This window comes from Corynebacterium sp. HMSC065H09 (genome assembly GCF_001812845.1).
In the GTDB taxonomy this organism is placed as follows: Bacteria; Actinomycetota; Actinomycetes; order Mycobacteriales; family Mycobacteriaceae; genus Corynebacterium; species Corynebacterium jeikeium_D.
The window spans coordinates 18,251-44,196 of sequence record NZ_KV810580.1 but is presented as its reverse complement, the minus strand read 5'-3'; the positions used below and the strand labels follow the sequence as shown (position 1 = coordinate 44,196).

At 57.6% G+C, this 25,946-nt stretch carries 16 protein-coding genes and 1 pseudogene; 4 read left to right on the top strand and 13 right to left on the bottom strand.

Annotated features, from left to right (window positions below; genetic code table 11):
- Positions 1 to 106: 106 nt before the first annotated feature.
- The 5 genes from HMPREF2878_RS02890 to HMPREF2878_RS02870 all read right to left on the bottom strand — a co-directional run bounded on the left by HMPREF2878_RS02890 (position 107) and on the right by HMPREF2878_RS02870 (position 8,221).
- Complete coding sequence (locus tag HMPREF2878_RS02890; protein ID WP_070652809.1) at positions 107 to 1,741, bottom strand: SpaH/EbpB family LPXTG-anchored major pilin; 1,635 nt, start codon at positions 1,739 to 1,741, stop codon at positions 107 to 109.
- Positions 1,742 to 2,411: 670 nt separating this feature from the next.
- Positions 2,412 to 2,771: a hypothetical protein gene (locus HMPREF2878_RS02885; RefSeq protein ID WP_070601297.1), complete on the bottom strand. Its 360-nt coding sequence runs from the start codon at positions 2,769 to 2,771 to the stop codon at positions 2,412 to 2,414.
- A gap of 170 nt (positions 2,772 to 2,941) precedes the next feature.
- Entirely contained in the window at positions 2,942 to 3,697 is a 756-nt protein-coding gene (locus HMPREF2878_RS02880; protein WP_070652808.1) for a class F sortase, read from the bottom strand.
- A gap of 9 nt (positions 3,698 to 3,706) precedes the next feature.
- The gene (locus HMPREF2878_RS11590; protein WP_070652807.1) at positions 3,707 to 6,634 is read right to left on the bottom strand and encodes a VaFE repeat-containing surface-anchored protein; all 2,928 of its coding nucleotides are present in this window, start codon (positions 6,632 to 6,634) and stop codon (positions 3,707 to 3,709) included.
- Between the two features lie 939 nt (positions 6,635 to 7,573).
- Positions 7,574 to 8,221, bottom strand: a complete 648-nt coding sequence (locus HMPREF2878_RS02870) for a hypothetical protein (RefSeq protein WP_049171148.1) — start codon at positions 8,219 to 8,221, stop codon at positions 7,574 to 7,576.
- A gap of 519 nt (positions 8,222 to 8,740) precedes the next feature.
- Between HMPREF2878_RS02870 and HMPREF2878_RS10960 the strand changes: the two are divergent.
- Together HMPREF2878_RS10960 and HMPREF2878_RS02855 are read left to right on the top strand one after the other, a co-directional pair.
- Positions 8,741 to 9,930: pseudogene (locus tag HMPREF2878_RS10960) on the top strand (IS3 family transposase); the annotation flags it as partial.
- Positions 9,931 to 10,041: 111 nt separating this feature from the next.
- Positions 10,042 to 10,965 carry a siderophore-interacting protein gene (locus HMPREF2878_RS02855; RefSeq protein ID WP_016421889.1) on the top strand — a complete coding sequence of 308 codons (924 nt, stop codon included), beginning with the start codon at positions 10,042 to 10,044 and terminating at the stop codon, positions 10,963 to 10,965.
- On the opposite strand, the gene HMPREF2878_RS02850 is transcribed toward HMPREF2878_RS02855, so the two are convergent.
- From HMPREF2878_RS02850 to HMPREF2878_RS02825, 6 genes are all read right to left on the bottom strand, one after another.
- Positions 10,962 to 11,756 (bottom strand): ABC transporter ATP-binding protein, encoded by a 795-nt coding sequence (locus HMPREF2878_RS02850; protein WP_016421888.1) that lies wholly within the window; start codon positions 11,754 to 11,756, stop codon positions 10,962 to 10,964. The two genes, HMPREF2878_RS02855 and HMPREF2878_RS02850, sit on opposite strands and share 4 nt — an antisense overlap.
- Positions 11,753 to 12,805 (bottom strand): FecCD family ABC transporter permease, encoded by a 1,053-nt coding sequence (locus tag HMPREF2878_RS02845; RefSeq protein WP_016421887.1) that lies wholly within the window; start codon positions 12,803 to 12,805, stop codon positions 11,753 to 11,755. Before HMPREF2878_RS02845 ends, HMPREF2878_RS02850 begins: the two co-directional genes overlap by 4 nt.
- Positions 12,802 to 13,797, bottom strand: coding sequence for a FecCD family ABC transporter permease (locus HMPREF2878_RS02840; RefSeq protein ID WP_222865141.1), 996 nt, complete (start codon positions 13,795 to 13,797; stop codon positions 12,802 to 12,804). Before HMPREF2878_RS02840 ends, HMPREF2878_RS02845 begins: the two co-directional genes overlap by 4 nt.
- 51 nt (positions 13,798 to 13,848) lie before the next feature.
- Positions 13,849 to 14,805, bottom strand: coding sequence for an iron-siderophore ABC transporter substrate-binding protein (locus HMPREF2878_RS02835; RefSeq protein ID WP_016421885.1), 957 nt, complete (start codon positions 14,803 to 14,805; stop codon positions 13,849 to 13,851).
- A gap of 812 nt (positions 14,806 to 15,617) precedes the next feature.
- On the bottom strand, positions 15,618 to 16,658 hold the full coding sequence (locus HMPREF2878_RS02830; protein WP_069359031.1) for an aspartate-semialdehyde dehydrogenase: 1,041 nt from the start codon (positions 16,656 to 16,658) through the stop codon (positions 15,618 to 15,620).
- 9 nt (positions 16,659 to 16,667) lie between these two features.
- Positions 16,668 to 17,933, bottom strand: coding sequence for an aspartate kinase (locus tag HMPREF2878_RS02825; RefSeq protein ID WP_070652804.1), 1,266 nt, complete (start codon positions 17,931 to 17,933; stop codon positions 16,668 to 16,670).
- A 648-nt stretch (positions 17,934 to 18,581) separates the two neighbouring features.
- Between HMPREF2878_RS02825 and HMPREF2878_RS02820 the strand changes: the two genes are divergently transcribed.
- Together HMPREF2878_RS02820 and HMPREF2878_RS02815 are read left to right on the top strand one after the other, a co-directional pair.
- On the top strand, positions 18,582 to 19,697 hold the full coding sequence (locus HMPREF2878_RS02820; protein ID WP_246821895.1) for a DMT family transporter: 1,116 nt from the start codon (positions 18,582 to 18,584) through the stop codon (positions 19,695 to 19,697).
- Positions 19,698 to 19,853: 156 nt separating this feature from the next.
- Positions 19,854 to 20,897 (top strand): class C sortase, encoded by a 1,044-nt coding sequence (locus HMPREF2878_RS02815; RefSeq protein ID WP_016421881.1) that lies wholly within the window; start codon positions 19,854 to 19,856, stop codon positions 20,895 to 20,897.
- Between the two features lie 6 nt (positions 20,898 to 20,903).
- Here HMPREF2878_RS02815 and HMPREF2878_RS02810 read toward each other — a convergent pair whose 3' ends face one another.
- Both HMPREF2878_RS02810 and HMPREF2878_RS02805 read right to left on the bottom strand, forming a co-directional pair.
- Complete coding sequence (locus HMPREF2878_RS02810) at positions 20,904 to 23,201, bottom strand: YhgE/Pip domain-containing protein (RefSeq protein ID WP_016421880.1); 2,298 nt, start codon at positions 23,199 to 23,201, stop codon at positions 20,904 to 20,906.
- Complete coding sequence (locus tag HMPREF2878_RS02805; RefSeq protein WP_070652802.1) at positions 23,201 to 25,834, bottom strand: YhgE/Pip domain-containing protein; 2,634 nt, start codon at positions 25,832 to 25,834, stop codon at positions 23,201 to 23,203. The genes HMPREF2878_RS02810 and HMPREF2878_RS02805 overlap by 1 nt, the downstream gene beginning before the upstream one ends.
- Between the last annotated feature and the right edge of the window lie 112 nt (positions 25,835 to 25,946).

Sequence of the window (25,946 nt, the reverse complement as noted above, 5' to 3'; positions counted from 1 at the left end):
AATTTCAGTGATGCGCAAACTACAGGAATGGCGTGCGCTGTTGAACGCACGCTATTCCCTCAACACTGGAGCTAAAGCGCTCCAGTGACCGAGCCTTTACTCGGATTTAGTTCTTGGAACCGCGGCGGGCGAACCATGCACCAGCTGCGACGATAGCTGCACCGATAGCAGCCAGGATGCCGACACCGGCACCACCGGTCATCGGCAGGTTCGGGGTGGTGTCGTCGGAGTTAACAACCTCGCCTGGGTTAGCGCCGACCTGGACGGAAGCCAGCTGGTAGACGCGCTCCGGGTCAGTCGAGGTAGCAACCAGCTTGAACTCGAGTGCCTCCGGCAGCAGCTCCTTGCCCTTCGGAGCCTTGGTCTCAATCAGGCAGTAGTGGGACTGTTCGCCCTCGACAACCTCGGCGTTGTCTTCGAAGTCGTTGACGTGAAGACCAGTGATCTTGACGATACCGTCCTGGCCAGAGACGAAGGTGGTCTTAACCTCGCCACCCTGCTGACCGTTCACCGGAGTCCAGGAGTCCTTCTTGGTGGTGTCAATGTCGGAGCACTTCTGACCAGCAGTCTGACGGACAATCTGGAACTCGGCGCCTTCCAGACCGTTGCGGGCGCCATCAACCTTCTTGAACTGCAGGCCGCCCCAGTAGGTCTTGACCTCCGGAGTCTCCTTCGGGGTGCTGTTCTGGGAACCGTCCGGGTTGTTCTGGAAGACCCGAGCCTTGTTCGGCGCGATGTCGGTGTCCTTCGCGAACTCAGCCTTCAGCTTGGTGGTGATGGTAACGACCACCTTGTCACCGGCCACGAGAGTTTCAGCAACTTCAGGCTTCAGGTCGACATCGACCTTGTTGCCCTCGAAGAACTTACCGTCCTTGTCGTCGTCGGTAGACAGAGCCCGCTCCGTACCATCTGCCTTGACAACCTTGACATCAACCTTGGTGACTTCCAGCTTCGGGTCAATCTGGTCAGTGATCTGGAACTGGGTACGCTTGGCCTCCGGCTTCAGCTGGCGAGCGGTACCGGTCACGGTGTAGACCAGTGCTTCGTCGCCAGCATTCTGGTCCTTGTCCTTGACGGTCTTGGTCGGCTCTTCGTCCTTGTAGTTCTTCGGGAATGCGTGAACGTCGTAGTTCCAGGTGGTGCCCTGAGTCTCGTCGCCTGCCTTGCCATTGCTAGTCATCGGAACGAAAGCGATGAACGGAACAGCCGGGTCATAGCCTTCCTTCGGGCCGGTCTCAACAACCAGGTAAGCACCGAGATCGAGATTCTCGGAAACAACCCACTTGCCGTCCTTATCGGTCGTGCCGGTTGCGACCTGCGTCAGGGTACCGTTGTCAATCAGAGCCTGAGTCGCCTGGGTACCAGTAGCGAACTCGCCAGCCTTCAGCTTCGAAGCAGCCAGCAGGCCCTCGTTAGTGGTGACATCGATAGGGGTATTGCCATCTGCAGTCTTGTTGATCTTGTAGACGGTGAAGCCGACGCCTTCAAGCTTCTGGCCACCGTTTTTCTGAACATCCTCGACGTCAGCTGCGGTACCAGACGGCTGGCCTTCGCTGGTCGGGTTACCGAACTTGTGAATGGTGAGTGAGCCCTTGGCGTCCTTATTTACCAACGGGGAGTCGCCGGCAGCCTGGTTGATGGCAGTGTCCTGAGCAATTGCAGCCGGGGCGGAGACGCCCATCGACAGACCGACGATGGCAGCGAAGGTTACCGAGCGGGCGGTACGAGAGAACTTATTCACGAAAACAGGTCCTTTACAGAAGTCCAAAATGAAGCGACACGCTTCAATACGTCGCGCGATTCACTCCAGACGGCGACACCAACGTTCCCCGACTTGCCAAAACTGAGATTTTCCTTAAGGGAAAGACCAGTCTGTCTAACCTTTTAAGCCTAAGCGTTATGAACTTTAATGTTTATATGTTCAAACATTGCAGCTCTAGCCCATTGCTCGCCCGGTTAACAGCGCTCAGTGAACCGCTTATAAATAACTTAACCTGTTCAGCACTTCGTTGACACCCGACACAGAAACGCCACCAAGCCGAGCACCCGAAAAACCTATGCAAACGTAAGAATCGCAAGAGATTAATATCTTTTTATCGAGGTCACAGCGGTTTTTTCCAATCGAGGCCAAAACCCTCTCAATTTCCACACAATCAAACCCACCCCAAAAATGGGGGTAAACAATTGCCCTATAGCGATGGCCCCTATGTGCAACCACTATCACCGCAGCGCACGCCGGGAAAATGAGGACTTATCAACCTTCTCGTGCTTGCTGTCACATCATCGTCGGCAAGCGAAAGCAAAAACCTTTGGGACAAGGACGCCCCGCGGCGCACCACCCTGTGCTAGGACCCGTAAAAGCACAGAGGCAGTAAGCGACACGGGGCGCCCTGCCGCGTCAGTAGGGACGTTTAGAGAACCGCCCAGTAGTGAACATCGTTGTAGCCGTTGAGCTTGAGGACGTCACCAATCTGATCGACCTTCTTCTTGCCCTCAGGGGTCATGCCATCCGGCATGATCTGCACGTCAGCGCTGTGATCGCCGGTGAAGGTGATGTTGACGTAGTCCTTGCCATCGCGGTGCTCAAGCTCGAAGACGTAGCGGTTGACGGCCAGCTTGCCCGAGTGGAGGAACCCACCCTTGCCCGGAGCGACAACTGCAGTGTCAGCAGAGTTTGCAGGTGCAGCTACTGCCTGTGCGGCGGTAGCAACCGGAGCTGCAAGCACGAGTGCGCCCACACCCCAGACACCGAGTTTCTTCAACATGCTCATAGGTACTTCCTTATCTTCTGTGTTTCTGCAGGGTTTCTGCAGATTTGTTCTGTGTTTTTCTGCGACTGCCGGCGCCGCCGTTGTTCGACGGCGTTCAACAGCCGTAGCCAATGAAATTGGTCAATGAATCGAGGCTGTGCCCTAGCGCCCTAGTGCGCTAGGGCACTGGATTAGCGCACTGGAGTGGCCTCGACGATGATGTTGTCGGCGTAACCTAAAGTGCCGCCGACGAACTCGCCTCCGCAGGTAATGAGGACCAAGCGGTTCTCACCAACTGCATCGTTGACGACCTCAGGCATCTGAGCGCCCTTGACCACCTGGATCGGATCCTTGCTGACGGTGAAGTCTCGGCTTTCGCCATCCACCTTCACCGTGACAGTGTCACCAGCCTTCAAGTCAGCGAAACGTGCAGCATAACCATCACCCTGATCCACCTCATTGACGTGACCAGTAATGACGGACGATCCAGCAGCACCTTTCTCACCGGGAATCGCTGAGGCGGAATACCAGCCCAGGCGAGAAACATCGGTCGGAGGAATCAGAGATCCCTGATCAGTCAGCTGAACGAAATCAATCGGAGCCGACTTACCATCAATGAGCATCTCCATCTCGTGCACAGCTCCCCGAGAACCCTGTGCTGGAGTAGGAAGATTCTCCTGCGCGCCATCGAGCGTCGAATCATTGCGATTGATCTGGGCAATCACCAGCAGAGCGATAACGCCGATTAATGCGATAGCGGCGATATACACCCGTGGCTGCTTCCACCAAGGCACGTCCTGCAGGTCTTCTACTTGGCCGTCGACCTGGTCTTTGTCCTGGTCAAACGGATCAACGTGGTCGAGTGCGCCGGTTTCGGTTTCCGGTTCGAATCCTGGTGTGTTGCCAGGTTCCTTGCCGGTCTCGTCCGAGCCAAACTGATCAGTCATGGGATCTCCTTAGTTCGTGGCTACCGTCGGCAGAGCGTGAGTAGCCAAACCGGTCGGGCCAGACGGAACCGAACTAATTGCACGTCGTTCCGAGTTCGGAGCCAACGGCTTTCCGTGATTCTTCTGCTTGTCCTGGCCAGTGCCACCGATGATGGTGACGTTGGTGTTGTTCTGCTCCGAGTGCTGATTAATCACAGTGGTCGGGGTGGCAGAGTCGCTGGTAGGTGCAGAGGAATCGTCGTTAGGCGTGTTCTGCTCGCCCTCATCCTTCGGCTGCTCAGATGGCGTGTTCTCCGGGGTCTTGCCGTTCGTGACAGTCTGCTCCGCAGAGTTGATGTCCTTGTGAACAGCAACTTCCTTGCCATTGGCATCGGTCAGAGTCTCGAAGGCAACCTGAGAAGCGCAGTCGCCGTCGGTGATGATGATCGGAACATCAACCGTGCCGGCGGATGCCGTCGGCACAAAGTGCAGGCGGCTCCTAGCGCCAGTGGACTTGCCCGTCTCCTTGCACATCAGCTCACCGGTCAACGTGTACTTCGTGCCCGGCTTCAGGCCAGTGAAGTGCACGGTGTCGATGACGACAGCACCCTTTTCAACCAGACCCTTGCCGGCAATACCGGCAGTAGTCGTGATGGCTGGGTTGTCCTCAGACTGCGCTGGGGTGCTCGGGTGGTTCGGCTTTTCCGGCTGGGCAGGCTTGCTCGGCTTTTCCGGCTGGGCAGGCTTGACCGGCTTGCTCGGCTTCTCTGGCTGGGCAGGCTTGGTCGGCTTGCTCGGCTTTTCCGGCTGGGCAGGCTTCGTCGGCTTGCTCGGCTTTTCGGACTCGGACGTAGACGGAGTTGTGGTCTCAGACGGCTCTTCCGGCTGTGTCGTCTCCGGCTGCTCGGACGGCTCATCGTCGCTCGGCGTTGCCGGAACCGTGGATGTGGTCGGCTCAGTCGAGCTGGTCTCCGGTGCGGTCGTCTCCTCGGACGGAGTTTCGCTTTCCTCAGTCGGGGTGTCTTCCGGCTTCTCCGGAACCTCGCCGGTCACGGTCTGGCTAGCGTCGTTGATGTCTGCGTGGTCAGCGATCTCATTGACCTGACCAGCGCTTTCCTTACCAGTCGAGTCAACCTCATCAGAGGTCAGGTGCTCGAACACGACAGCCTCGGCAACAGGAGTCTTAACAGAGCCAGACACCTCAAGAGTGACAGTCACAGTACCGCTTGCCGACGTCGGCTTGAACGTCGCCTCGCCATGACCAATCACAGAGCCATCAGCCTTGTTAACCAGTTCACCGGAGAGGGTGTAGTTCTTACCAGGCACCAGGCCCTCGAAATGCACGGTGTCGACAACCTTGGCATTAGCCTCAATGCGGTTGCCCTGAAGCTCGGCTACCGTGCGCAGCTCCGGCTCCAGCGGCGTATCAGCTGGCTCGCTCGGCTTAGACGGTTCGGTAGTCTCAGTCGGCTCGGTCGGTTCCGTGGTCTGCGACTCAGTGCTGTCAGTCGGCTCGGTCGGTTCCGTCGGAGCGGCCGGCTTCGTGGACTCGGAGGTGTTAGGAGTAGTCGTCGAAGAGCTCGGCTGCTCTTCGCTTTCCGACGTCGTCGGAGTCTCAGACTCACTGGTCTCAGAAGTAGCGGTCTCGCTGGACGACGGCTCCGTTGTCTCCTCGGTCGTCTCTTCGCTCGTCGGGGTCTCTTCGGAGGTCGACGGCTGCTCCGGCTTTTCGCCGTGAACGGTCTGAGCTGCGTCGTTAATGTCCTCGTGGGAGGCGATCTCTGCCCGCTGACCATCGGTGTTGTCCTGTCCATCAGCGGTGACCTCTGTCGAGGTCAGCTTTTCAAATGCAACAGCAGCGGAAACCGGCTCATCTACATCATCGGAGACGGTAATCATGACAGCCTGCTCACCCGAAGAGGTCTCCGGAGTGAATTCGACGCTGCCGGTACCCAGGATGCGATCAGCATTGGCCTTGTCCACCAGGGTGGCGTCTAGGCGGTAGTTCTTACCCGGAACCAGGTCAGTGAACTTCACGATGTCCTTAACCACAGCACCCGCGACAATCTTGTTGCCGTTCAGTCGAGCCTGAGTGGAAATCGACGGCTTAAGCGTGGTCGGCTTCTCCGGCTCGGACGGTTTGGTCGACTCGGACGGGGTCGTGGTCTCCGCAGGCGTGGTCGGAGTAGTCGGCTTCTCCGGCTCGGTTGGCTTTTCTGGCTCAGACGGCTTCGTCGGCTCTGCCGGAACTTCACCGGAAGACGGAGTGACATTATCAATCACGATGATGTCTTGTTTCTTACCATTGTTGAAAATGTAGCCAGTGCGGTTCGTACCGTCGACGGTGTCCTGACCGACGTTAGCCGGACCAGTGAGGTAGTCGTAGACAGCCTTCGTCGATGGGTTGTGAATGCCCTTGGAGAAGTCAATGTCATCGGAGAAGTGCCACAGAGCGAATTGAGTTGCGTTATTGGCGTCCAGCACATTCAGACGTCCTTTAACTCCAGCTGCCTTCCCCAGTTCATCCAAACCAACAGCTGGAGAACCGTGGTGCGCAATCCAGTTGAGCTTCCGGTATCGGTCAAAGTCGTTCCGCAGCTTGTTATTGGTATCTGTACTGCGCGAGAACTGACTGAAGTTCTGCACACGACCGGTGTCATACAGATCACCGGCGACGCTGGCCTCAATGCAGTAACCCATTTTGTGGCTACCAAATGGAGTTGCAGCCTCGTCAAATGCCGCAATGAGTGGCCCAAAATCACGGACATTTCCATTGGCTTCAACACCCTTAACTGTTCCAGGAACACTCAAAATCTTCTGGATCGTCAGGGTTTCGCCAGTGTCTTCTGCCTCCTGCGCATGCGCAATTATTGGAGATTTAGCGAAGAAAAGAGCGAGCACAGCCACGAAGCTAAAAAGCGCCAACCAGCGCTTCTCGTTTGTAAAACGACCGAACATGAGCCCTCCCCCTTCCTTCGATTTCAGTGCGTTATACACCTTTCGCTACCTTTCCAGCCTTCAATTAACAATCAATGACCACGCATAAGCGTCTTCAGCCCCCATCACAGGTAGCCCAGTTGACATCGCCTTCTAATTCTCATTTATAGCGTTGGCCGTCCCCGAATATAACAAATACATTTTATGTTTGTTGAGCCATTTAATTGCCACCCCTATTGTCTTTTATTTCAATGTCAATAATTGTTGTTTGCATATTTTTTCTGGGGTGGACATTTGGACACCACACACATGCCGAAGTTCCACCTTTCGCCACGACACCTAGCCATTCAACCCATAAAATCACGATTAACCTGCGCATATGAAGTTTTTTCAATGAATCCCCGCCCATTAATTTGGGTTAGAATGTCTCCCATGTCACGATTTTCATAATTGTGAGTTACGGCACAAATGACACCCCACCCCCACCTAATGAAAATGCAAGCCAATAAATCTCTAAGAGCAAAAATGATGTCTCAAGACTATTTACAAAAGAATCCCCGGACATCATTTAATAAGCCACATAATTGTGTGCTAATTGCGGCTGCATAAATAATCGCCTCTCCGCCCCAACCTCTCCATCCGCGGTTAATAGACAAAAATGGGTCTGATTCACGGCATTCCAACAGATCACGTTATGTAAAACGCGACTGAATAGGGGACTGCAAATGTGAAACTGTGCGAGTTTATGACGCTTTCAGGACATTTTTCGGGCCATTTTTGACATAAACGCAGTCAGTAACTCGGATCGACCCAACGTCGCCAGCTATAAACACAAAAAAGCGCCTCCCCACTCCGCAAGGAGTGAGAAGGCGCTCGTGCGCTGTTACGTATTAATAGCCGCGAGAGCTAATAGCTGCGCAGTGTCATTGTAGTGCAGTGCCTAAGTCAGCTTAAACGGCCTTAGATAGCCTTTGCACCGGTGAGGTCCAGGTCGACTGGCAGGTTGTCACCCGCACCGTCCTCGGCCAGCAGGCCACCCTGGTTGTTGCCGCCGGTCTGGGCACCCTGCTCCTGGCCGCCAGTCTGGAGGCCACCCTGGTTCTTACCACCGGTCTGCAGGCCCTGCTCCTGGCCGCCAGTCTGAAGGCCGTTCTGGTTCTTACCGCCAGTCTGGAGACCCTGCTCCTGGCCACCGTTCTGCAGACCCTGGTCGCCACCGACGTTTTGCAGGCTCTGGTCCTGGCCACCGGTCTGGAAACCGGACTGACGCTCACCAATCTGGCCCTTGTCGTTAACCTGGTCGCCGCCGACCTTGTCGCCCTTGTCCAGCTTGTCGCCGCCAATCTGGTCTCCGCCGTTCAGCTGATCGCCGCCAGCGTTCTGGAGACCCTGGTTGCCGCCAACGTTCTGCAGAGCGTTGTCCTGATCGCCACCGACGTTCTGCAGACCCAGGTTGCCGCCCTCAGTCAGAGAGTGGAAGTTCGGGAACAGTGAGTCGACCTGAACCAGTGGGCCCTCCGGGAAGTTCACGTTGAACTCAGGTACCGGCAGCGGAGCCGGTGCTGGCAAGGAGGAAATCAGTTCGCAGATATTGCACAGGTTATCCATGATGATCCTTTAGAAAAATGAAGTGTAGATAAATGGTGTGGCGCGATGCCCAGAGCTGAAGGTAAAGGGCTTCTCGCCTTCTCCTTTGCGGCCACTGCCGTGCTCACACGAAAACCGTACCGGTGATGAAAAACGGTCACAATATAGAAATTCGACCCACTTCAGCCAGGAAATTGGAAACAGAATAACGGCAAAATTTAACCTGCACTTATGCCCAAACGTCGCATGTCACGGGTCACATTGCTAGCCGTTTGGTCACCCCAAACCAGGCTCGCCTTTTCCAGCAGAAAAGCCTCGGCACCTAATGAACTGCTCCCCATTAGTTGGACTGAGAAATCAGTTACCGACTAGTGGGGAGTAGTTGTCATTGAGAGCACGAAGTTCGCTAAGTGAATATCAGCGCGAGCAGTTGGTTGAACTATTTGAGCAAGGCATGGGTTATACAGCCGCTGCCAATGCCCTTGGTGTCTCCAAGTATGCCGCCCGTATGCTCTGTCGTCGGTTTAAGCTGCATGCAGGCTATGTCTTGTGGAGAAACCGACTAAGCAGCAGTACTCGTTCGAGATCAAGAAGGAAGTTGTCCAACGCCACCTTGCTGGCGAGACAGCGATGGATCTTGCACGTGAATTTGGCCTGTCATCACAGCAGCTGGTCCGCGGGTGGTCGTGGAAATGGCGCAAAGACGGCGATGACGCGTTGAAACCAAAGCCGAAGGGCAGACCCAAAGGATCGGTCACGCCGAAGCCGCTGTCGGAGGAAGACAAGCTGCGTGGCGAAAACGAACGGTTGCGGGCCGAAAATGCCTATCTAAAAAAAATGCGGGACTTGAGGAATCAGGGACGCGCCTGAAAGTCCAGGCGATTGTCATCCTCAAGTCTCACCACCGCTTGGAGTACCTCCTAGAGGCAGCAGGTATCCCACGGTCGACGTTCTTCTACCACCAACAACGACTCAGTAAGCCAGATAACCACGCCGAGCTCAAGCAAGCGATTCGGGAAAGCTTCGAGCGTAACAAGCATCGCTACGGCTACCGACGAGTGCTACTTGACCTACGCAACCAGGGGTGGGTGGTCAACCACAAACTCGTCTACAAACTCATGCGCCAGATGGGGCTTCGAGCCAAGATCCGCCAACGTAGACCTTATGTTTCCTACACCGGGACGATCAGCCGCATTGCCGACAACAAGCTTGACCGCAAATTCACCCCAGATAAGCCAAATACCGTCTTTGTCAGCGACGTCACCGAGTTCAGGGTTGCAGGCCGCAAGGTCTACCTGTCACCGGTGATGGACTTGTTCGACCGTTCAATCGTTGCCCACACCGTGGCTACATCGCCGTCGACAGCGTTGACCACCGATTCTTTGTCCAAGGCGATCGCGGCGTGGGCACCTGAACCCGGGTGGATGATGCACACCGATCAAGGTTTCCAGTACCAGCATGCCTCGTGGCGTGACCTGATCGGCGACAACGGCGGTGTTCAGTCGATGTCGCGTAAAGCCAACTGTTACGACAACGCGGTCATGGAGAACTTCTTCGGCCACGTGAAAACCGAGATGTACCACGGAGAAGTCTTCGACACGGTCGCAGAGTTCAACCAAGTAATCGACGAATACATCCAGTGGTACAACACCGAACGCGTCCAACAACGACTCAAGGGCCTGACCCCGATGCAATATCGGAATCAGACCCTTGAAGCCCTAACCGCCTAGAGTTAAACCAGTCCAACTTTCGGGGACCAGTTCACCTCGGATCCCCGCGGGGCTTTTTCTGCCCCTCACCCTTTCACTTTTGCTTTAGGTAAGGGTAAGTTAACTCCCACTATGACCTCGAACCCAGTTACCCTGAACACTCCGACGAACACTTCCGCCTACCGCGCGGCCTTTTCTGACCACCTACTCTTGGCCGCCCCTTCTGAACCGCACCATCGAATCATCCGCGCCACTGTTTATGACGTCAGCGCCCCGGCAGAAAACCTGCAGAGGATTGTCATCCGCTCCCCCGAGCTAGTCGGCTTTCAGCTTTCCGGCCCGGACGAATTCTTTGGCCTCTTTATGCCGGCTAAGCCCGGCGAGAATCTCCATTTACCCCTCCACGGAGGTGGCGCCAATATCCGCGCAAGCGTTACAGCCATGCCGGAGACCCAACGCCCAAATTTACGTTGGTACACCGTACGCTCACTCGATCCCGAGTGCGGACAGATAACTTTCGACGTGGCGACACATGGCGTCAAAAATCCAAAGGATGAGCACGTCGGACCAGGGCTCGCCTGGGCTCTTGCAACTCGTGTTGGCGACCAGGTAGGCATCTGGACATGCCAGGGCCTCTGGCACCGCGCGCAAAGTTCACAAACACTTATCGCAGACCCATCTGCCGTACCTTCCGTTCGCGCCATTTTGGATTACGCGGATGCGTTTGCCCCGGAACAGTTGCGCGACATACACCTCGTAGTGGTCGCCGAGAACCATGGTGACCTCGAGCCATCCCTCGTCGCCGACTGGGAGAGCAAGCTGGGCAGCCTAGAAGTGCTGTTTAGCGCTACAACGGACTTCAGCACGGCAGTGATGTCCCACCTACAGCAACTGGACCGTGCCGAACACCCCGCAACACAGTCGAAGTACGTCTGGGTCGCGGGTGAAGGACAGCTCTGCAAGGAAGTACGGCGCCACGCAATTCACACCTGGGGCCTCAATAGCGAATCCGTGCAGTGGTGCCCCTATTGGTTCCTAGGCAGGGCACGGCCTTAATTAGCCACAATCCCTCGCGGCACAATAATCGGAGCCATACCGCGGGGATCTTCCCACACCTCGGCATTCAGGCCATATGCCTCGCGCAACACATCCACCGTCAGAGCCTCCTTTGGAGAACCCTCGGCGATCTTTTCCCCTTCCTTCATGACGATCATCTCGTCGCTAAAAGCTCCCGCCAGGCCAAGATCATGAAGTACGGTAATCACCGTCTTGCCCTCTTGAGCGAGCTCCCGCACGATACTTAGAATCTCTATCGCATGTGCCGGATCTAGGTAGGTAGTCGGTTCGTCCAACAGCACAATTGGCGTATCCTGCGCCAACACCATCGCCATCCAGACCCGCTGCCGCTGGCCGCCAGAAAGCTCCGCCACGTCGCGGGCAACAAGATGGTCAACCTTCGTCTTCTTCAGCGCCTCGCGCACTTTTTCTTTATCTTCTGACGCCGTCGCTCCCCCACCCCAGAGCGATCGACGATAAGGGTGCCGTCCGCGCTCCACAAGTTCTCCAACGGTCAATCCCGCCGGACACAGCGGGTGTTGTGGCAAAAGCGCAATTAGTTGGGCGGCTTCGCGCGACCGCAAACTATGCACGTCCTTTTTCTCTACAAGAACCCGTCCTTCGGCGGGAGCAAGCAGCCGAGAAAGCGTCTTGAGCAACGTCGACTTGCCACAACCATTGGGGCCTAAGAGCGTGGTGACCTTCCCGGGCTCTGCAGTGAAAGACACGTCCTTAACAATGCTTGGGCCGTCGTTGTAGCCCACGGTGACGTGATCAACTTGAACGTTCATTGAACCATTCCTTTCAGAGTTCCGCGACGGGCCGCCAACCACACAAGCAACACCAACGCGGGGCCACCGATGATGGCGGTAACCAAACCCACAGGGGATGTAAATGGCAGTGCGCCCGCCACGACGGCGCACGCAGCTAATAGAGCAGCGCCTGCAAAAGTAGAGCACAACGGATGGGGCGTGGGCGTTCCGGCCACCAGCTTGGCCAGCTGAGGAGCCAATAGTGCCACGAATCCAATTGGGCCGACAAAGGAAACCACCACCGCGACAATGCCCGTTGCGGCAATGAGCAAAATAGCGCGCACCCTCGTGACATTTACCCCAAGTGTGGACGCGGTGGCGTCATCATGAGAAAGAAGAGGGACATCGCGCGTAACACAAAGGCCTAAAACTACGAAGGGCAACAGGCCCAACACCATAGGAAACAAAGCTTCCATACGCACAAAGCCGGTAGACCCAGCGAGCCAAGTTTGGGCATCCGTGGCACGAGTTAAGTCAGCCCGGAGCAGGAGATACTGCACTAAAGACTGCGTGAGGAAAGACAGTGCCAGGCCGATGACCACTACGCGCTGCGACGTCCCGAAGCCACCGAGTAGAACGAGCAAACCAACGATCACTAGTGCGCCAAGCAAAGCGAGTGCAGCACGCCACCAGAACGTCGGCACCCCCTCACTCCATGCAGGGCGGGTAACTACGGTGCCCGCCACAACCAAAACCGCCGCGCCGCCGGATACACCGAGAATGTCCGGGCTGGCCAGCGGATTGCGGGCCATGGTCTGAGTCCACGCACCTGCCAGCCCTAGAGCCGCGCCGACCAGAACGGTAGCGATTGCTACAGGCAGGCGGAGATCCCACACCACGTTGATTGCTTGCTGTGTGCCCCCACCGGTGAGAACCTCGATGACTTCCATCGGGCTGAGCTTCACCGCTCCTTGCCCCAGGATTAAGCAGTAACAAAGAGCCGCTATGAGGGCGAACCCTGCCGAAGCCGCCAGGACGCGTCTGCTTCGTGAACGCTTAATACTACGGATAGACGTCATATCGCTCATATCGTCAGCTCCGAGTCATTCGAGGTCGGTGAACTCTTCTTACGTCGCACCGCCAGAATCATCACTGGGGCACCGACAATAGCTAAGACAATGGACATTTCCAGCTCGTTAGGCTGCAGGACGAAGCGGCCCACAATATCGGCTAGCAACACAGCCGCGCCACCAACAATGCCGGTCGGCAGCAAGAGGCGAGTCAGGGACGGGCCGGTAAACGGGCGTAGTAGGTGTGGCACGGCGAAGCCCACGAATGTCACAAGCCCCACAGTGGCTGTCGCCGAGCCGGCGAGGATGATCACCGCTGCGGCAGCCAACAAGCGGGTTCTCGTGGGCGAGCTGCCAAGGGAACGGGCGGAGTCCTCTCCCATCGCAAGTAGATCCAGCGGGCGTGCTGCAAGCGCACCACATAGAGCACCTAGTGCTAGACCTAAAGCAGCTAAGGCCACGTCTTCCATACCCCGCCCAGCTGTAGAGCCAACGGTCCAGCGGCGGAGCCCTTCCAGGGTGTCGGAAGAATAGAGGCTCAGCATATTCGTGGCCGCTTGCAGGGCGAAGGTAACTCCCACGCCCACGAGTACCAGAGTTAGCGGGTTACGCGATACGCGGGAAATCAACAGCACGATTAAGGCAGCGACGGCCGCCCCGACGAGCCCTACAAGTGTCCGCTCCCCGACCGTCGTTGCCCAGCCCAAGGTCAGTGCCGCAGCGACTGCGAAACTTGCTCCAGCGTTCACGCCGATAATGCCGGGATCTGCCAGGGGGTTGCGGGTCCAGCTCTGAGCAATGGCACCCGCCATAGCCAGGGCTGCGCCTGTGATCACAGCCAAGAGGGTGCGCGGAACGCGCAAGTCCCAAATGATGCCGGATTGCGTAGATGGGTGCGGACCATGCATGAGGATGCTGGTCACTTCGCCAATGGAAAGATCTTTGGAACCCAAGTACAGGGAGGCAAGCAGCAGCAAAGCCAAGCCAACGAGTGCGGCCGAAGTAAGCAAACGCCGGGAAAACACCAAAGAATGTCGAGTTCTTGAAACGGACACTTTCAATTAAATTGCGTCAGAGAACTTGTCGACTGCCCAGGGGATGGTCAATGGGTTCGGCATACTCATTGCATTGCCCACGTTTTCGTCCATCCAGCGGACCTTGCCTTCGCGAACAACGTCCAGCTTGCTGAATGTTGGATCCTTCTTCAAGGTATCGGCGGCACCCTGGTAATCAAGGATGAAGAGGTAATCGACGTTGTTGAGGTCGCTGTAGTTCTCAGGTGCGATGTCGCGGTAGAACTCGCCCCCGTTACCTTCGAGCTCCTTCGGGATCTCGAAGCCCAGACTCTTGATAAACTGCCCGCGACCGTCACCGGAGGTGTACAGGCCGATCTTTCCCTGATAAGGCATGACGATAGCCGCACGCTTGCCTTTGAGCTCAGGGTGCTGCTGTTGGAAATCATCGAAGGCCTTCTGCGTTTCTTCGACGAGTTTGTCGCCTTCTTCTTGCTTGTCTACAGCGCCGGCGATCTGGTTGACCTGATCCCGCCAGGGGATCTGCCAGTCCGTGGCACCGTCTGGCTTAACGGTGGTTGGGGCGATGTCATTAAGCGCCTTCTTCGCCTGCGCGTCTACGGCAGAGTTCACCGCAATGATCTTGTCCGGATCAGCGGCGGAGATCTTCTCCAGGATTTCAGCAGTGAATCCGTTGGCAGTACCGTAAACCACTTCAGGCTTGTTGTCACCGAGCTTTTCGGTAGCCCATGGGCCGACGCCAGATGCATCAACATCTCCCTCAGCACCCCAGGGCGCTACGAGGACTGGTTGGATGCCTAGAGCGAGCAAGGTATCGCTGTCTCCCAGGCCAACTGCGGCGATGCGCTCGTCCCCGGTGCCCTCATTTTTTGACGCCGCCGCGTCGTCGCCTCGGGAGCAACCAGACAGAACAAGAGTGGATGCTGCCAAGACAGCGGCGGTCTTCAGCGCCGCTCGACGGGTCAGCGAATTGTTTCGAAACATGTGAAAACCTAACGCGTAAGGAACTCTTTGAAACGCTGTAAAGTACCCGTAGCCCCAAGAGACTGATGGCCTCTTTCGGCTACGGCCAACACAGCAATCGAGCCTATATTACACAGGTAAGGCTAACCACACAACAGGCTACCCTAAATTAGTCCGCTTCCTGCTCGGCCGCTACCGACTCCATCGCCGCCCTGGCCACCGTCGCCACGCTGGCCACCCTAGCCACCCTGGCCACTGTCACCGCCCTGGCCACCCTAGCCACCCTGGCTCTCAATGCCGAGATGCTCGCGCTATTGCAACTCGTGGCACCAACTGTCGGAAAAGTTGCACTTCGAAGGTCGAAATGTCGCTAGAACGGGAATCTGTCAGCACAGGCGCGCCTCCGAATTTTGCGACAATTCCCTGACCTGCAGTTTTGCGGAGCTGCAAATCAGTGTCTTTAACGCATTCCCGTTCTAGCGACATTCACCCCTGCTAGCGCCCCAAATACGGCGCCGTCGGCCACGCATCCCCGGTCTAGCGACATCTGCACATCCTCACGCCGCCAAATAGGGCGCCGGCGCCTCCCGTGACGCAATCCCCCCCCCAGCACTGCGCTCGCACAATCTCACATTCCGCTGGCGCTGCAGCCAAGCGGAAAGCGTGGGCGTCAATAAGAAAAAATAGGCCCCCTACCGCAACAATGTGAACTACTCCCCATTAGTTGGACTGAGAAATCAGTTACCGACTAGTGGGGAGTAGTTGTCATTGAGAGCACGAAGTTCGCTAAGTGCCGAGGCTTAACTTTTTGCGCTTTTAAGTACTGCGCTCAACTACTGGTCAGCGACCAACAGCTCCGCAATCTGGATGGTATTCAGCGCAGCGCCCTTACGCAGATTGTCGCCAGAGACAACCATCACCAGGCCACGCCCCTCCGGAACCGACTGATCGACACGGATACGACCCACCAGGGACTCATCCACACCAGCGGCAGCAAGCGGATTCGGAACGTCGACGACCTTCACGCCCGGCGCGGACTCCAGCAGCTCAGTAGCCTTCTCCACGGACAGAGCATTCTCAAACTCAGTGTGGATCACCAGCGTGTGGCCAGTGAAGACCGGAACACGCACACAGGTACCAGCAACAGCCAGCTCGGGGATAGACAGAATCTTGCGGGACTCATTGCGGAGCTTCTGCTCCTCATCGGTCTCCAGCGAACCATCATCAACAAAGTTGCCGGCCACCGGCAGCGCGTTGAAAGCAATCGGTGCGACGTACGGACCAAAGTCCTCCGCTACCAGAGCCGAACCATCAGTGGTCAGCTTCTCCAGGTTGTCGATGTTCTCGCGCACCTGGCCAGCCAGAGTATTCACGCCAGCAAGGCCCGAACCCGAGACGGCCTGGTAGGAGGACACACGCAGACGCTGCAACCCGGCCTCGTCGTGAAGCGGCTTGAGCACCGGCATCGCGGCCATCGTGGTGCAGTTCGGATTAGCGACAATTCCCTTCGGGATGTCCTGCAAAGCATCCGGGTTGACCTCGGAGACCACCAACGGGACCTCCGGATCCTTACGCCACGCCGACGAGTTATCAACAACAACAGCGCCAGCAGCCGCAAAACGCGGAGCCTGCTCCTTCGACAGCGTGCCGCCAGCGGAGAACACCGCGACATCAATGCCCTTCAGATCCTCGTCAGAAGTAGCCGCGACATCCTCGACAACAATCTTCTCGCCGCGGAACTCCAACTCCTTGCCCGCACTACGAGCAGAAGCGAAAAAACGAACCTTATCGGCCGGGAAATTACGCTCCGCCAGAAGAGTGCGCATCACACGACCAACCTGGCCAGTGGCACCAACAACAGCAATCGTGGTCATGAAAACTCCTTAACGTCCCGTACCAGCGTAAACAACAGCCTCAGTGTCTCCACCGAGATTGAAAGCGTCGTGCAGGGCCTTCACAGACTTGTCGACATCCTGGTCATTAACCAGCACCGAGATACGAATCTCAGAAGTGGAAATCAGATCGATATTCACACCCTCATCAGCGAGCGCCTCACAGAACGTCGCAGTCACACCCGGGTGGGACTTCATGCCAGCACCGACCAAGGAGACCTTGCCCACGTGATCGTCGTAAAGCACGTCCTTCCAGTCGTTGTCAGCCTGCAGCTTCTTCAGCAACGCCATCGCCTTCGGAGCATCCTCGCGCGGGCACGTGAAAGTAATGTCAGTGCGGTTATCCGCGACGGTGGAGACGTTCTGCAGCACCATATCGATGTTGATCTCCGCATCCGCCACCGCACGGAACATCTTCGCCGCCTGGCCCGGATCATCCGGAATGCCCAGCACGGTCACCTTCGCCTCGGAGCGGTCATGCGCCACACCAGTCAGAACTGCTTCTTCCATAGGGATATCCTCCATCGATCCATCAACAAGGGTGCCAAGTTCATTGCTATACGACGAACGCACACGCAACGGGACATTAAACGCGCGGGCGTATTCGACACTTCGCAGCTGCAAAATCTTCGCGCCAACCGCAGCCATCTCCAGCATCTCCTCGAAGGAAATGTTGTCCAAACGCTGCGCGTCCGTCACAATGCGCGGATCCGCGGTGTACACGCCATCCACGTCGGAGTAAATCTCGCAAACGTCTGCCTCCAGAGCTGCCGCGAGGGCAACCGCAGTGGTATCCGAGCCACCACGGCCCAGCGTAGTGACGTCCTTAGTCTCGCGGTTTACACCCTGAAAACCGGCCACCAGGCAGATATGGCCCTCATCGAGAGCCTCACGAACACGGCCCGGAGTGACCTCGACGATGCGGGCGTTACCGTGGCGCTCCGTGGTAATCACGCCAGCCTGCGAACCGGTAAAAGAACGGGCCGAGGCGCCGAGGCTTGCGATTGCCATAGCGACCAGCGCATTGGAAATACGCTCACCGGCGGTCAGGAGCATATCCATCTCGCGTCCCGGCGGGACCGGGTTGACCTGCTCAGCGAGGTCCAGAAGCTCATCGGTGGTGTCGCCCATTGCCGAGCAGACAACCACGACGTCATTGCCCTGCTTTTTGGTTTCCACAATTCGTTCTGCAACACGACGAATGCGTTCGGCGCTCTCCAGGGATGAACCACCGTACTTCTGCACAACCAGTGCCATGGTCGGCAACCTCCAAAAACTAGGCAACTATATGCACGTAACTATTATTGACTCAATTTACTTGAGTCGCATTCGTAATTACATAGTGGGTTACCAAAACGTAGCTTGCGGGGGTTGTGTGGAGGGTTTGGAATGGGTTGCGTAGGGGTTGCGGGGTATCGTGGCTGGTTTTCGAGTGTGGGTTGGGTGTTTGGGGTATTTGGGGTGTGGATTGGGCGCGACTGCGCGGCGAGGGTGTGACGGCTGGGGTGTTTGGGGTGTTTGGGGTGTCGGTTGGGTGTGGATTGGGTGTGAATCGGGCGCGGCTGCGGGCTGCCAGCGGGCTGCAAATGTGAAACTGATTAGGTTTATGACAAAAATAAGCCCTGAAACTTGTCAAAACTGACATAAACTAGGTCAGTAACTCTCGGTACTGCGCCAGGAACTCCCGGGCTCAGTCAGCTCCACTCCGGGCTCCCCGGCCCGGGCTCAGTCAGCTCCACTCCGGGCTCAGTCAGTGTCACTCCCGAACTCCCGGTATCCGTCAGCATCTTGGCCGGGCCAGCTAATCCGCCAGCTACTCCCCGCGGCGCTGCGGGCACCAAACACTGCCCCGCCCAACCCCTGCGAAGTGGACATGACAAGTGTTGCATGCCTAGCATTTCCTACGTGAACAATGACCTTCTCGCTGCGATACTGGCACTGCTGTCCGCGCTCAGCATCGCGTGGGGAACCGTCATCCGCCACAACCTCTCCGGAACACTGGAAGAGGGCACCAGCACACTTCGCGGAGTGGCGAAGACCCTGAAGCTGCCACGCTGGTGGCTAGGCTCGACTTTGGCGATTGCCGGGTATGTATTTCAGGTCGCAGCGTTGGCATTTGGCACGTTGCTCCTGGTACAGCCGTTGTTGGTTATGAAGCTGATGCTCACGCTCCCGCTGGCGGCGAAGGTCAATGGTCGGCGGATTTCGCGGTCAGAGATGATTTGGTCCGTGGCGCTTACTTTTGCGGTGGCGACGCTGGTGTTGCTCGGCAAGCCGACTGCCGGCTCCACCGATATCCCCACCTACCTGTGGGGATGGGCTCTCGCCGCCGGTGGCGTGGTCACCTGCGGACTGTACGCCGCTGCAGTTCAGTGGCCCAATACCGGCACGGGTAGCGGCTCCAACACGAGTGACAGCCCAGCCATCGCAGACCGCTCCAGCACCGACAACAGCACAGGTAGCACCTCAGACACGAAACAGCGCGGAGTGCTACGCCAGAACCCGAAGGCCCTGCTGCTCGGCACGGCAACCGGCTGGCTGTACGGCTTCGTCGCGCTGCTGTCTAAGTCGGTGGTCGATACCTATGTCAACGGCGGACTCGTCCAGCTCCTGCTCTCCTGGGAACTCTGGCTGCTGGTGGCACTGGCGGTTATTGGCGTCGGCCTGCAGCAGGCGGCTTTTAACGCGGGACCGTTGCAGGCTTCGCTACCAGCTATGACCGTCGTGGAGCCGATTGTTGCCTTCAGCTTGGGATACATCGTTCTTGGTGAACGCTTCCAGGCAGTTGGTGTGCAGTGGGTGGCGCTGTTTATCGCACTGGCGACCATGATTTCTGCCACTATTGCCCTGGCGGCTCGGCCGGCAGAGGCGACCTCCACAAGCGCCACAAGCGCCCCAAGCACCGAAAACACCGCAGACACCGCGACCACCGACGCCCCAAGCATCGCAAACACCGCAGACACCGACACCACAAGCACCGCAAACACCACCACAGATTCCACCGATGCCACAGCACGGTGAGTAGAGTTCAGCTCTCCCGGGTTGCATGACCTAAATTGGTATGTGCACTTATTAAGTCGTTAGCGATTTGTCGGCCTGGCTATCCCTGCCCGGGAACTGTCCCTGGTGAGAAAGACCCGTGGCCGCTATGCACAAGGTCACCAAAGGTAGGACTCGATGGGGCGTCATTCCCATTCCAAGCGGGCAACTTCCAAGCGGGCATCTAAACCGACATCTAAGCGGAAGTCCGAACGCGCAAACGATACTAACGCCAGCGCCGCATCCAAAACCCAAGCAAAGCCCCAAAAAGGCAAGAAGCTCAACTCGAACACCATCATCGCCCTGCTGTTGATCATTGGTGGTTTGGGAGTGCTGCTGTACCCGGTTGTCGCAACGCAGTGGAACAACTTCCTGCAGGCCCGCGCCGCAGATGAATACTCCAAGCTGGAGAAATCCGCTCCTCCTGAGGTCTTGGACACCGCCTGGAATGAGGCCCACGAGTACAACGCCAGCCTCGGCGAGGTCAATCCCGGCGACGCCTGGACCACCTCCGATGACGAGTCTTCCCCGGAGTACCAGCGCTACCGCCACTACCTCGACGTGCTTGGCGAGACCGACGCGCTCGGCCGCATCGTCATCCCGTCCATCAACTCTGACCTGCCCATTTTCCACGGCACGTCGGAAAAGTCGCTCTCGCGCGGTGTCGGTCACCTCTACGGCACCGACTTCCCGGTCGGCGGAGTGGGCGAGGGTGAAGGTCGTCACGCGTCGCTGTCGGCGCATACGGGTCTGCAAAATGCGACGCTGTGGGACAACCTCGACAAGGTCAAGAAGGGCGACGCGTTCTACATCGCAGTCGCGGGTCACAAGTTGAAGTATGAGGTCCACGACGTAGCCGTCGTAAAGCCGGATGAAACCGATGCTTTACGACGCGTCCCCGGAGAAGACCTGATCACCCTGATTACGTGCACGCCTTACGGCATTAACACGCACCGACTGCTGGTGACGGGGCATCAGGTGCCGATGGATCCTGACGAGGAGTCCGTGTTCGACGGCAGCGGTTCGCAGTGGCAGTGGTGGATGTGGGCCATCCTGGCAGCAGCGGCGGTGATCATTGCGCTGCTGATTTGGTGGCTGCGGAAGCTCTCGCGCGACGGCAAGGGCGAGCCGGAAGCCGAGCGCGAGAGCGACGAGACAGAGAATGACGAGGCGGAGGATTAGGCCCCCTTACGAAGTCGCCATCACCTTCGTCTCCTCGATTGCGTTCTTGATCTCGTTGATTCCCTTTTCAAAGATGCGCTGAAGGCCCAGCGCCAGAATCAGCGACGGGATGATGAACAGCGCCAACATGAACATCAGCTTCCAGTAGTCTGCCTCATAGATACCGGCGATGGAGCTGCGGAACATATCGATCGCGTAGGTACCCGGCAGCCAAGGGCTAATGTTCTGGACCCACTGTGGCACCAGCGGCAGCGGATACGCGCCACCTGCGGCCGAGACCTGCATCACCAGCAACAGCACGCAGATGGCCTTGCCGGCGTTGTCGAAGGTGAAGACGAACGAGAAGACGATCATCATAAACACCAGCGAAATCACCCAGCCGGCCAGCAGCATCAGGAATCGGTGCGCGGGCTCGATGCCCACGTACACCTGGAGTCCCAACACCATCAGTGTGGACTGAACCAGGCCCACGCTGGCGAAGGTGGCGAACCGGCCGAAGTACTTCTCGACGCGGGTGTAGTCATCGGCCTGCGCAGCGTTGATTTGTGCGTCACTGGTCGGCTCGTCGATTTCATCGCTGGCTGCATCGCCCTGCGCATCATCGACTGCATCGCTGACCACATTCTCGGCCTCATCATCGCCGACCTTCTGACCGCCGCGGCTACGGACCGTGGTGCGGATCAGCACCGACGACAGCAGCGCACCGATCCACAGCGCGAGGGTCGCATAGAACGGCGCCATACCCGCACCGAAGCTCTGGACTGGGAAGACGGGGTCTTCCTCGACCTGCACCGGCGCGGCCAACTGCGCTGCCAGGGCACTTGGGTCATCACCGACGGCCTCAGCAATTCGCGAGAGGTCCCCGGTGTCCTTCGCCTCTTCCAGCGCGTTGTGAATCTCGTCGAAGCGAGCGGCCAGATCATCAAAACGGTTGCTCAGACCCATCGTGGCGGCGCTGGTCTTACGCAGCGTGTCCACCGGCGAGCCGGAAATCGTACCGCGGATGCCGCGAATGTCCTCGCCAATGACCTCGATGTCGTTGCTCAGACGCGACACCGGCTCCGACAGCGCGTCGATCTGCGGGCGCAGGTTCTGCTCGTAGGAGTTTTTGGCATTTTCCACAGCGGCAATCGCAGCCGTGAAAGCGTCCTTCGCCTGGCTTATCGACGATCCCGTATCCCGGCCACCACGCAAATCCGCTGCCACGGCGGAGAAACTCTCCTGCAGCCCACGGGTGCGAGCAATCGAGGTGTTCAGATCGGAAATCGCGCGGTCATAGCCCGGCTTAGCGACACCCGGAACCACTGCCCCAACGGTGTCCTCCAGGCGGTCGCGCATCGCAGTCAGGCCATCGGCCTGCTGGCCGAATTTGGCCGCCATCGCGTCAAAGGTATCTGCGGTCGCGCCGCTGGTGGCCTGGGTGCCGTCGACAAGCTCGTTGACGCGGTCGCGCACGCCTTCGTAGCTCGACTGCGTTGCGTCGAGCGCCGTGCTAACCGAGTCGCGAACATTGCCGACCGCGGCTTCCAGATCGCCTGCGACGTTGCCGTCACCCGAACCATTGCGCAGAATGTCCATCCGCGCACCAGCGTTTTCCAAAATGGAATCCGCGGTCTCCACCAGCGGCACGGTGGTCTCCACCAGCGTGGACAGCGAACGAGCAGTCTGCGCACCGGAGCGCAGCCGCGCGGCGGTGTCATCAACGCGGTTTTGCACGCGCGTCAGTGCCTGCTTGGAGTCGGAGGTGTTTAGATACTCATCCAGCGAGGTGATCACGCCCAGCCCAACACTGGCGACGACCTGCGTGAAGTTCTTGTCAATCTCCTGAATAACGCCACTCGCGCCCTTACTCGTAATGATTGACGAAAGCGCGTTCTTCTTCTCATTCGTATAGAGCGTCAGCTTAGGCGCCTTGGTGCCCCGGACGTAGAAGGTCATCAGTTCAGTACTGAAGTTCTCCGGAAGCACGATTGCCGCGTAGTAGTCACCGGACTTAGTGCCGTCGATGGCGTCCTCAGAATCCGTAATCTGCCAGTCAATTTCGTGGTTACGGCTCAGCTTCGACAGCACCTCATTGCCCAAGTTGACGTCAATCGCACCGATATCCGTGCGATGACCACGGTCATTACTGGCGACCGCAATCTTCAGCTTTTCGGTGTTCTCAAACGGCTCCCAGCTGGCCAGCACATTAAAGCAGGTGAACAGCAGCGGAATCAGCACCAGACCGAAAACCATGATGCCGGTCATCGTGTTCTGGCGGATCACCCGAAAGTCATTCCGCACAATTTCAAGAACGTTTCTCATTAGGCTTCACCTTCTGAGGAAGTCTTCACGCTTGCCGACGACACCTTCGCCTGTGGCTCAACCGAATCACCAGCATTTTCCAGCGAGTACGCATGCGGATGGGAAGTTTGGTGCTCCATGTAGGCGCGCAGCTCCTCCTCCGACAGCTCGCTGAGCTCCTGGGCGTGAATCACAGACTGCTTGACGTACTCGCGCACCGCGATGTAGGCGAGGCAGAGCAGCACAAACAGGCAAGCCAGACCGAAGAACAGGGCCTTCTGATCCGGGTAGTTACGGGCCAAAATACCCAGCACCACCAGGGCGGCCACGGCGATGCCAATGGCCATGCGCATGAACAGCGTGTAGCTGCCACGCAGATTCTCCATCCGCTCGTCGACTCGCGATTGGTACTCCTCGCGGTTACGCAGCGCAAAGACGAGGTCACTGAGCTTGTATCCGCTACCGACCAGGTGGACTTCTTCGTTGTTGACCAGTCCGCCCTCTTCAAGCTGGTGGTTAACCAAGACATTGACCGAGGACAGGCTGCGGCGCAGCCAGTAACCGACCACGTAGGCGACCACTGCCATGGCCATCAAGGTGAGCATGTTCTTCAAGTAGTAATTCGAGTAGAAACCACCAATGGTCTCGCGGAGAGCATCAATGCCGTAGGTCAACGGCAAGAACGGATTCAGCGCCTGGAAGAAGTCCGGGGTCATCTCAATTGGATAGAGACCGGCGGCGCCAGGAATCTGAATAAACGCGAGCACTACGGCAATACCACGTCCCACGTGGCCAAACGCCGCCACCAAACTGTAAATAATGGCGAGATAACACAACTCCACCACGACACAGGTGAGGACGAACGCAACCGCGCTGACATGCTGCACACCAATGACGATGTCACCGATAGAGACAATCAGCGCCTGGAAAGTAGCGATGATGCCCAGCAGCAATGTGCGGCCCATGTACGCCTGGCCCACCGTGATTTCCTTGAAACCTTCCGCGTCGACTTCCACGCGGAAAATCACAATCAGAATGAACGCACCAATCCACAACGACAGGTTGGTAAACAGCGCCGCCATACCCGAGCCGTAGTGATCCACCGGGAACACGGCCTCCGTCTTAACCTCAGCCGGATCGCTCAGGAACTGCGAGATACCCTCAGGATCAAGGTCATTGACCATGTTCATGGCTTCGCGCTCTTCGGTGGTGCCCAGGGTAAGGACATCGAGACGCGCAGTTTCCAGGCCATCGCGTACACCATCAAGGTCGGCCTTAAAGCTCTCGAGGACCTGATTCGCAGCGGAAAGCTGCCCACTCGTAGCGTCGAGAAGCGCGGACGTTTCCTTGACGGTGTCCTTTTGCGCGCCCAGCGCCGCCGCGTACGAACCCACGCGCGCGTTGAGCTGATTAAGCGCCTTGCTCAACTGCGGGAGTGCGTCCTGGGACGCCTGACGAATCTGATCCGAGGCGGCCTTGCCGTCCTTAGTGGCCTGCGCCAATGCCTCGCTGGTGGCGTTGAGGGAGTCAAGAGTTCCCTGCGCCGAGCCGGAGACGTTCTTCAGGCCCTCCACCAGCTCTTTATTGGTGGCGTTGCTCTCGTCGAGCGCATCGATGGTGCGCTGGATTGCCTGCTTATCCGGGCCATTGAGCGGGTTGGCCTCCAGCAGGGAATTCAGCCCACCAATGACCTGATCCGCCTGGTTGACGATGTCCTCCGCCGCAGCCGTCGCAGAATCCGAACGGGAAATTGCGCCCTGCAGATTGCCAGTCATCGCGCCAATCGCGGCGTTGGCGTTACCGGTGCCCTCCACCAGAGCGGTGCTGCCCTGCAAGTAGGCGTCGTTGAGATCCGCGGAGAAATTCAGGACCTCGTTGTTGAGCTCACCAGTAATCGCCTGCACCTGCGTCAACGCATCCTGGGCGTCATCGAGGGCCGTGTCCACGCTGCCGAGAGTCTTCTTGATCTGCGCAATCGTCGGCTGCAGATTGCCAATCTGCTCCTGGATAGCACCGACTTCATCGCGGCTATTGGCAACCGCATCGGCGACATCCTGGAAAGCGTCAGCGGAATTGAGACGAGCCGCATCGAACCGGCCCTGCAGCAGGCCGCCAGCTTCCTTAACCTCCTCGGTGACCGCCTTCGCAATCTCCTTATTAAAGGAAGCGGAAATCTGACCATCAATACCGGACGCGCCCTGCGCCGTGATGTGCGGCGAGATCGCGTTGATCTTCTGGTTAGCGCGGTATTTCAGCTTTGCTGGATGCCCCTGCCCTTGAATCAGGTCAACCATTTCCTGCGAGAAATTCGGCGGAATGGTGATTTCGGCATAGACCCTGCCGCGCTTTAGGTCCCGGTCTGCCTTCTCGGCATCGGGGAACTGCCAGCCCAGTTCATGATTTTGTTTTAGTTGTTTGACCACCTGGTTACCGATATTGAGGCTTCCGGTAACCGAGGAACTCGCGCCCTTGTCCTCATTCACAATTGCCACACCGATGTTCTCGGTGTGCTCGTACGGATCCCAGAAGCCCGGGATGTTGAACCAGGAGTACAAGGCAGGGGTGATCATCACGCCGATGATGATTACCCACACTCTTGGGCTATTGCGGAGACGGCGCAAGTCTCGCTTCAGAATAGACCAGCTAGTTTGCACCTTAAGGACGCTATCATCTTTACCCCGCTAAATACATTGGTCCTAGCTTTAGAACTATCGATGGGCGGGGTGGGTGGCGTGTGGATGGCTGAGCATATTTCCCCCACTAAAA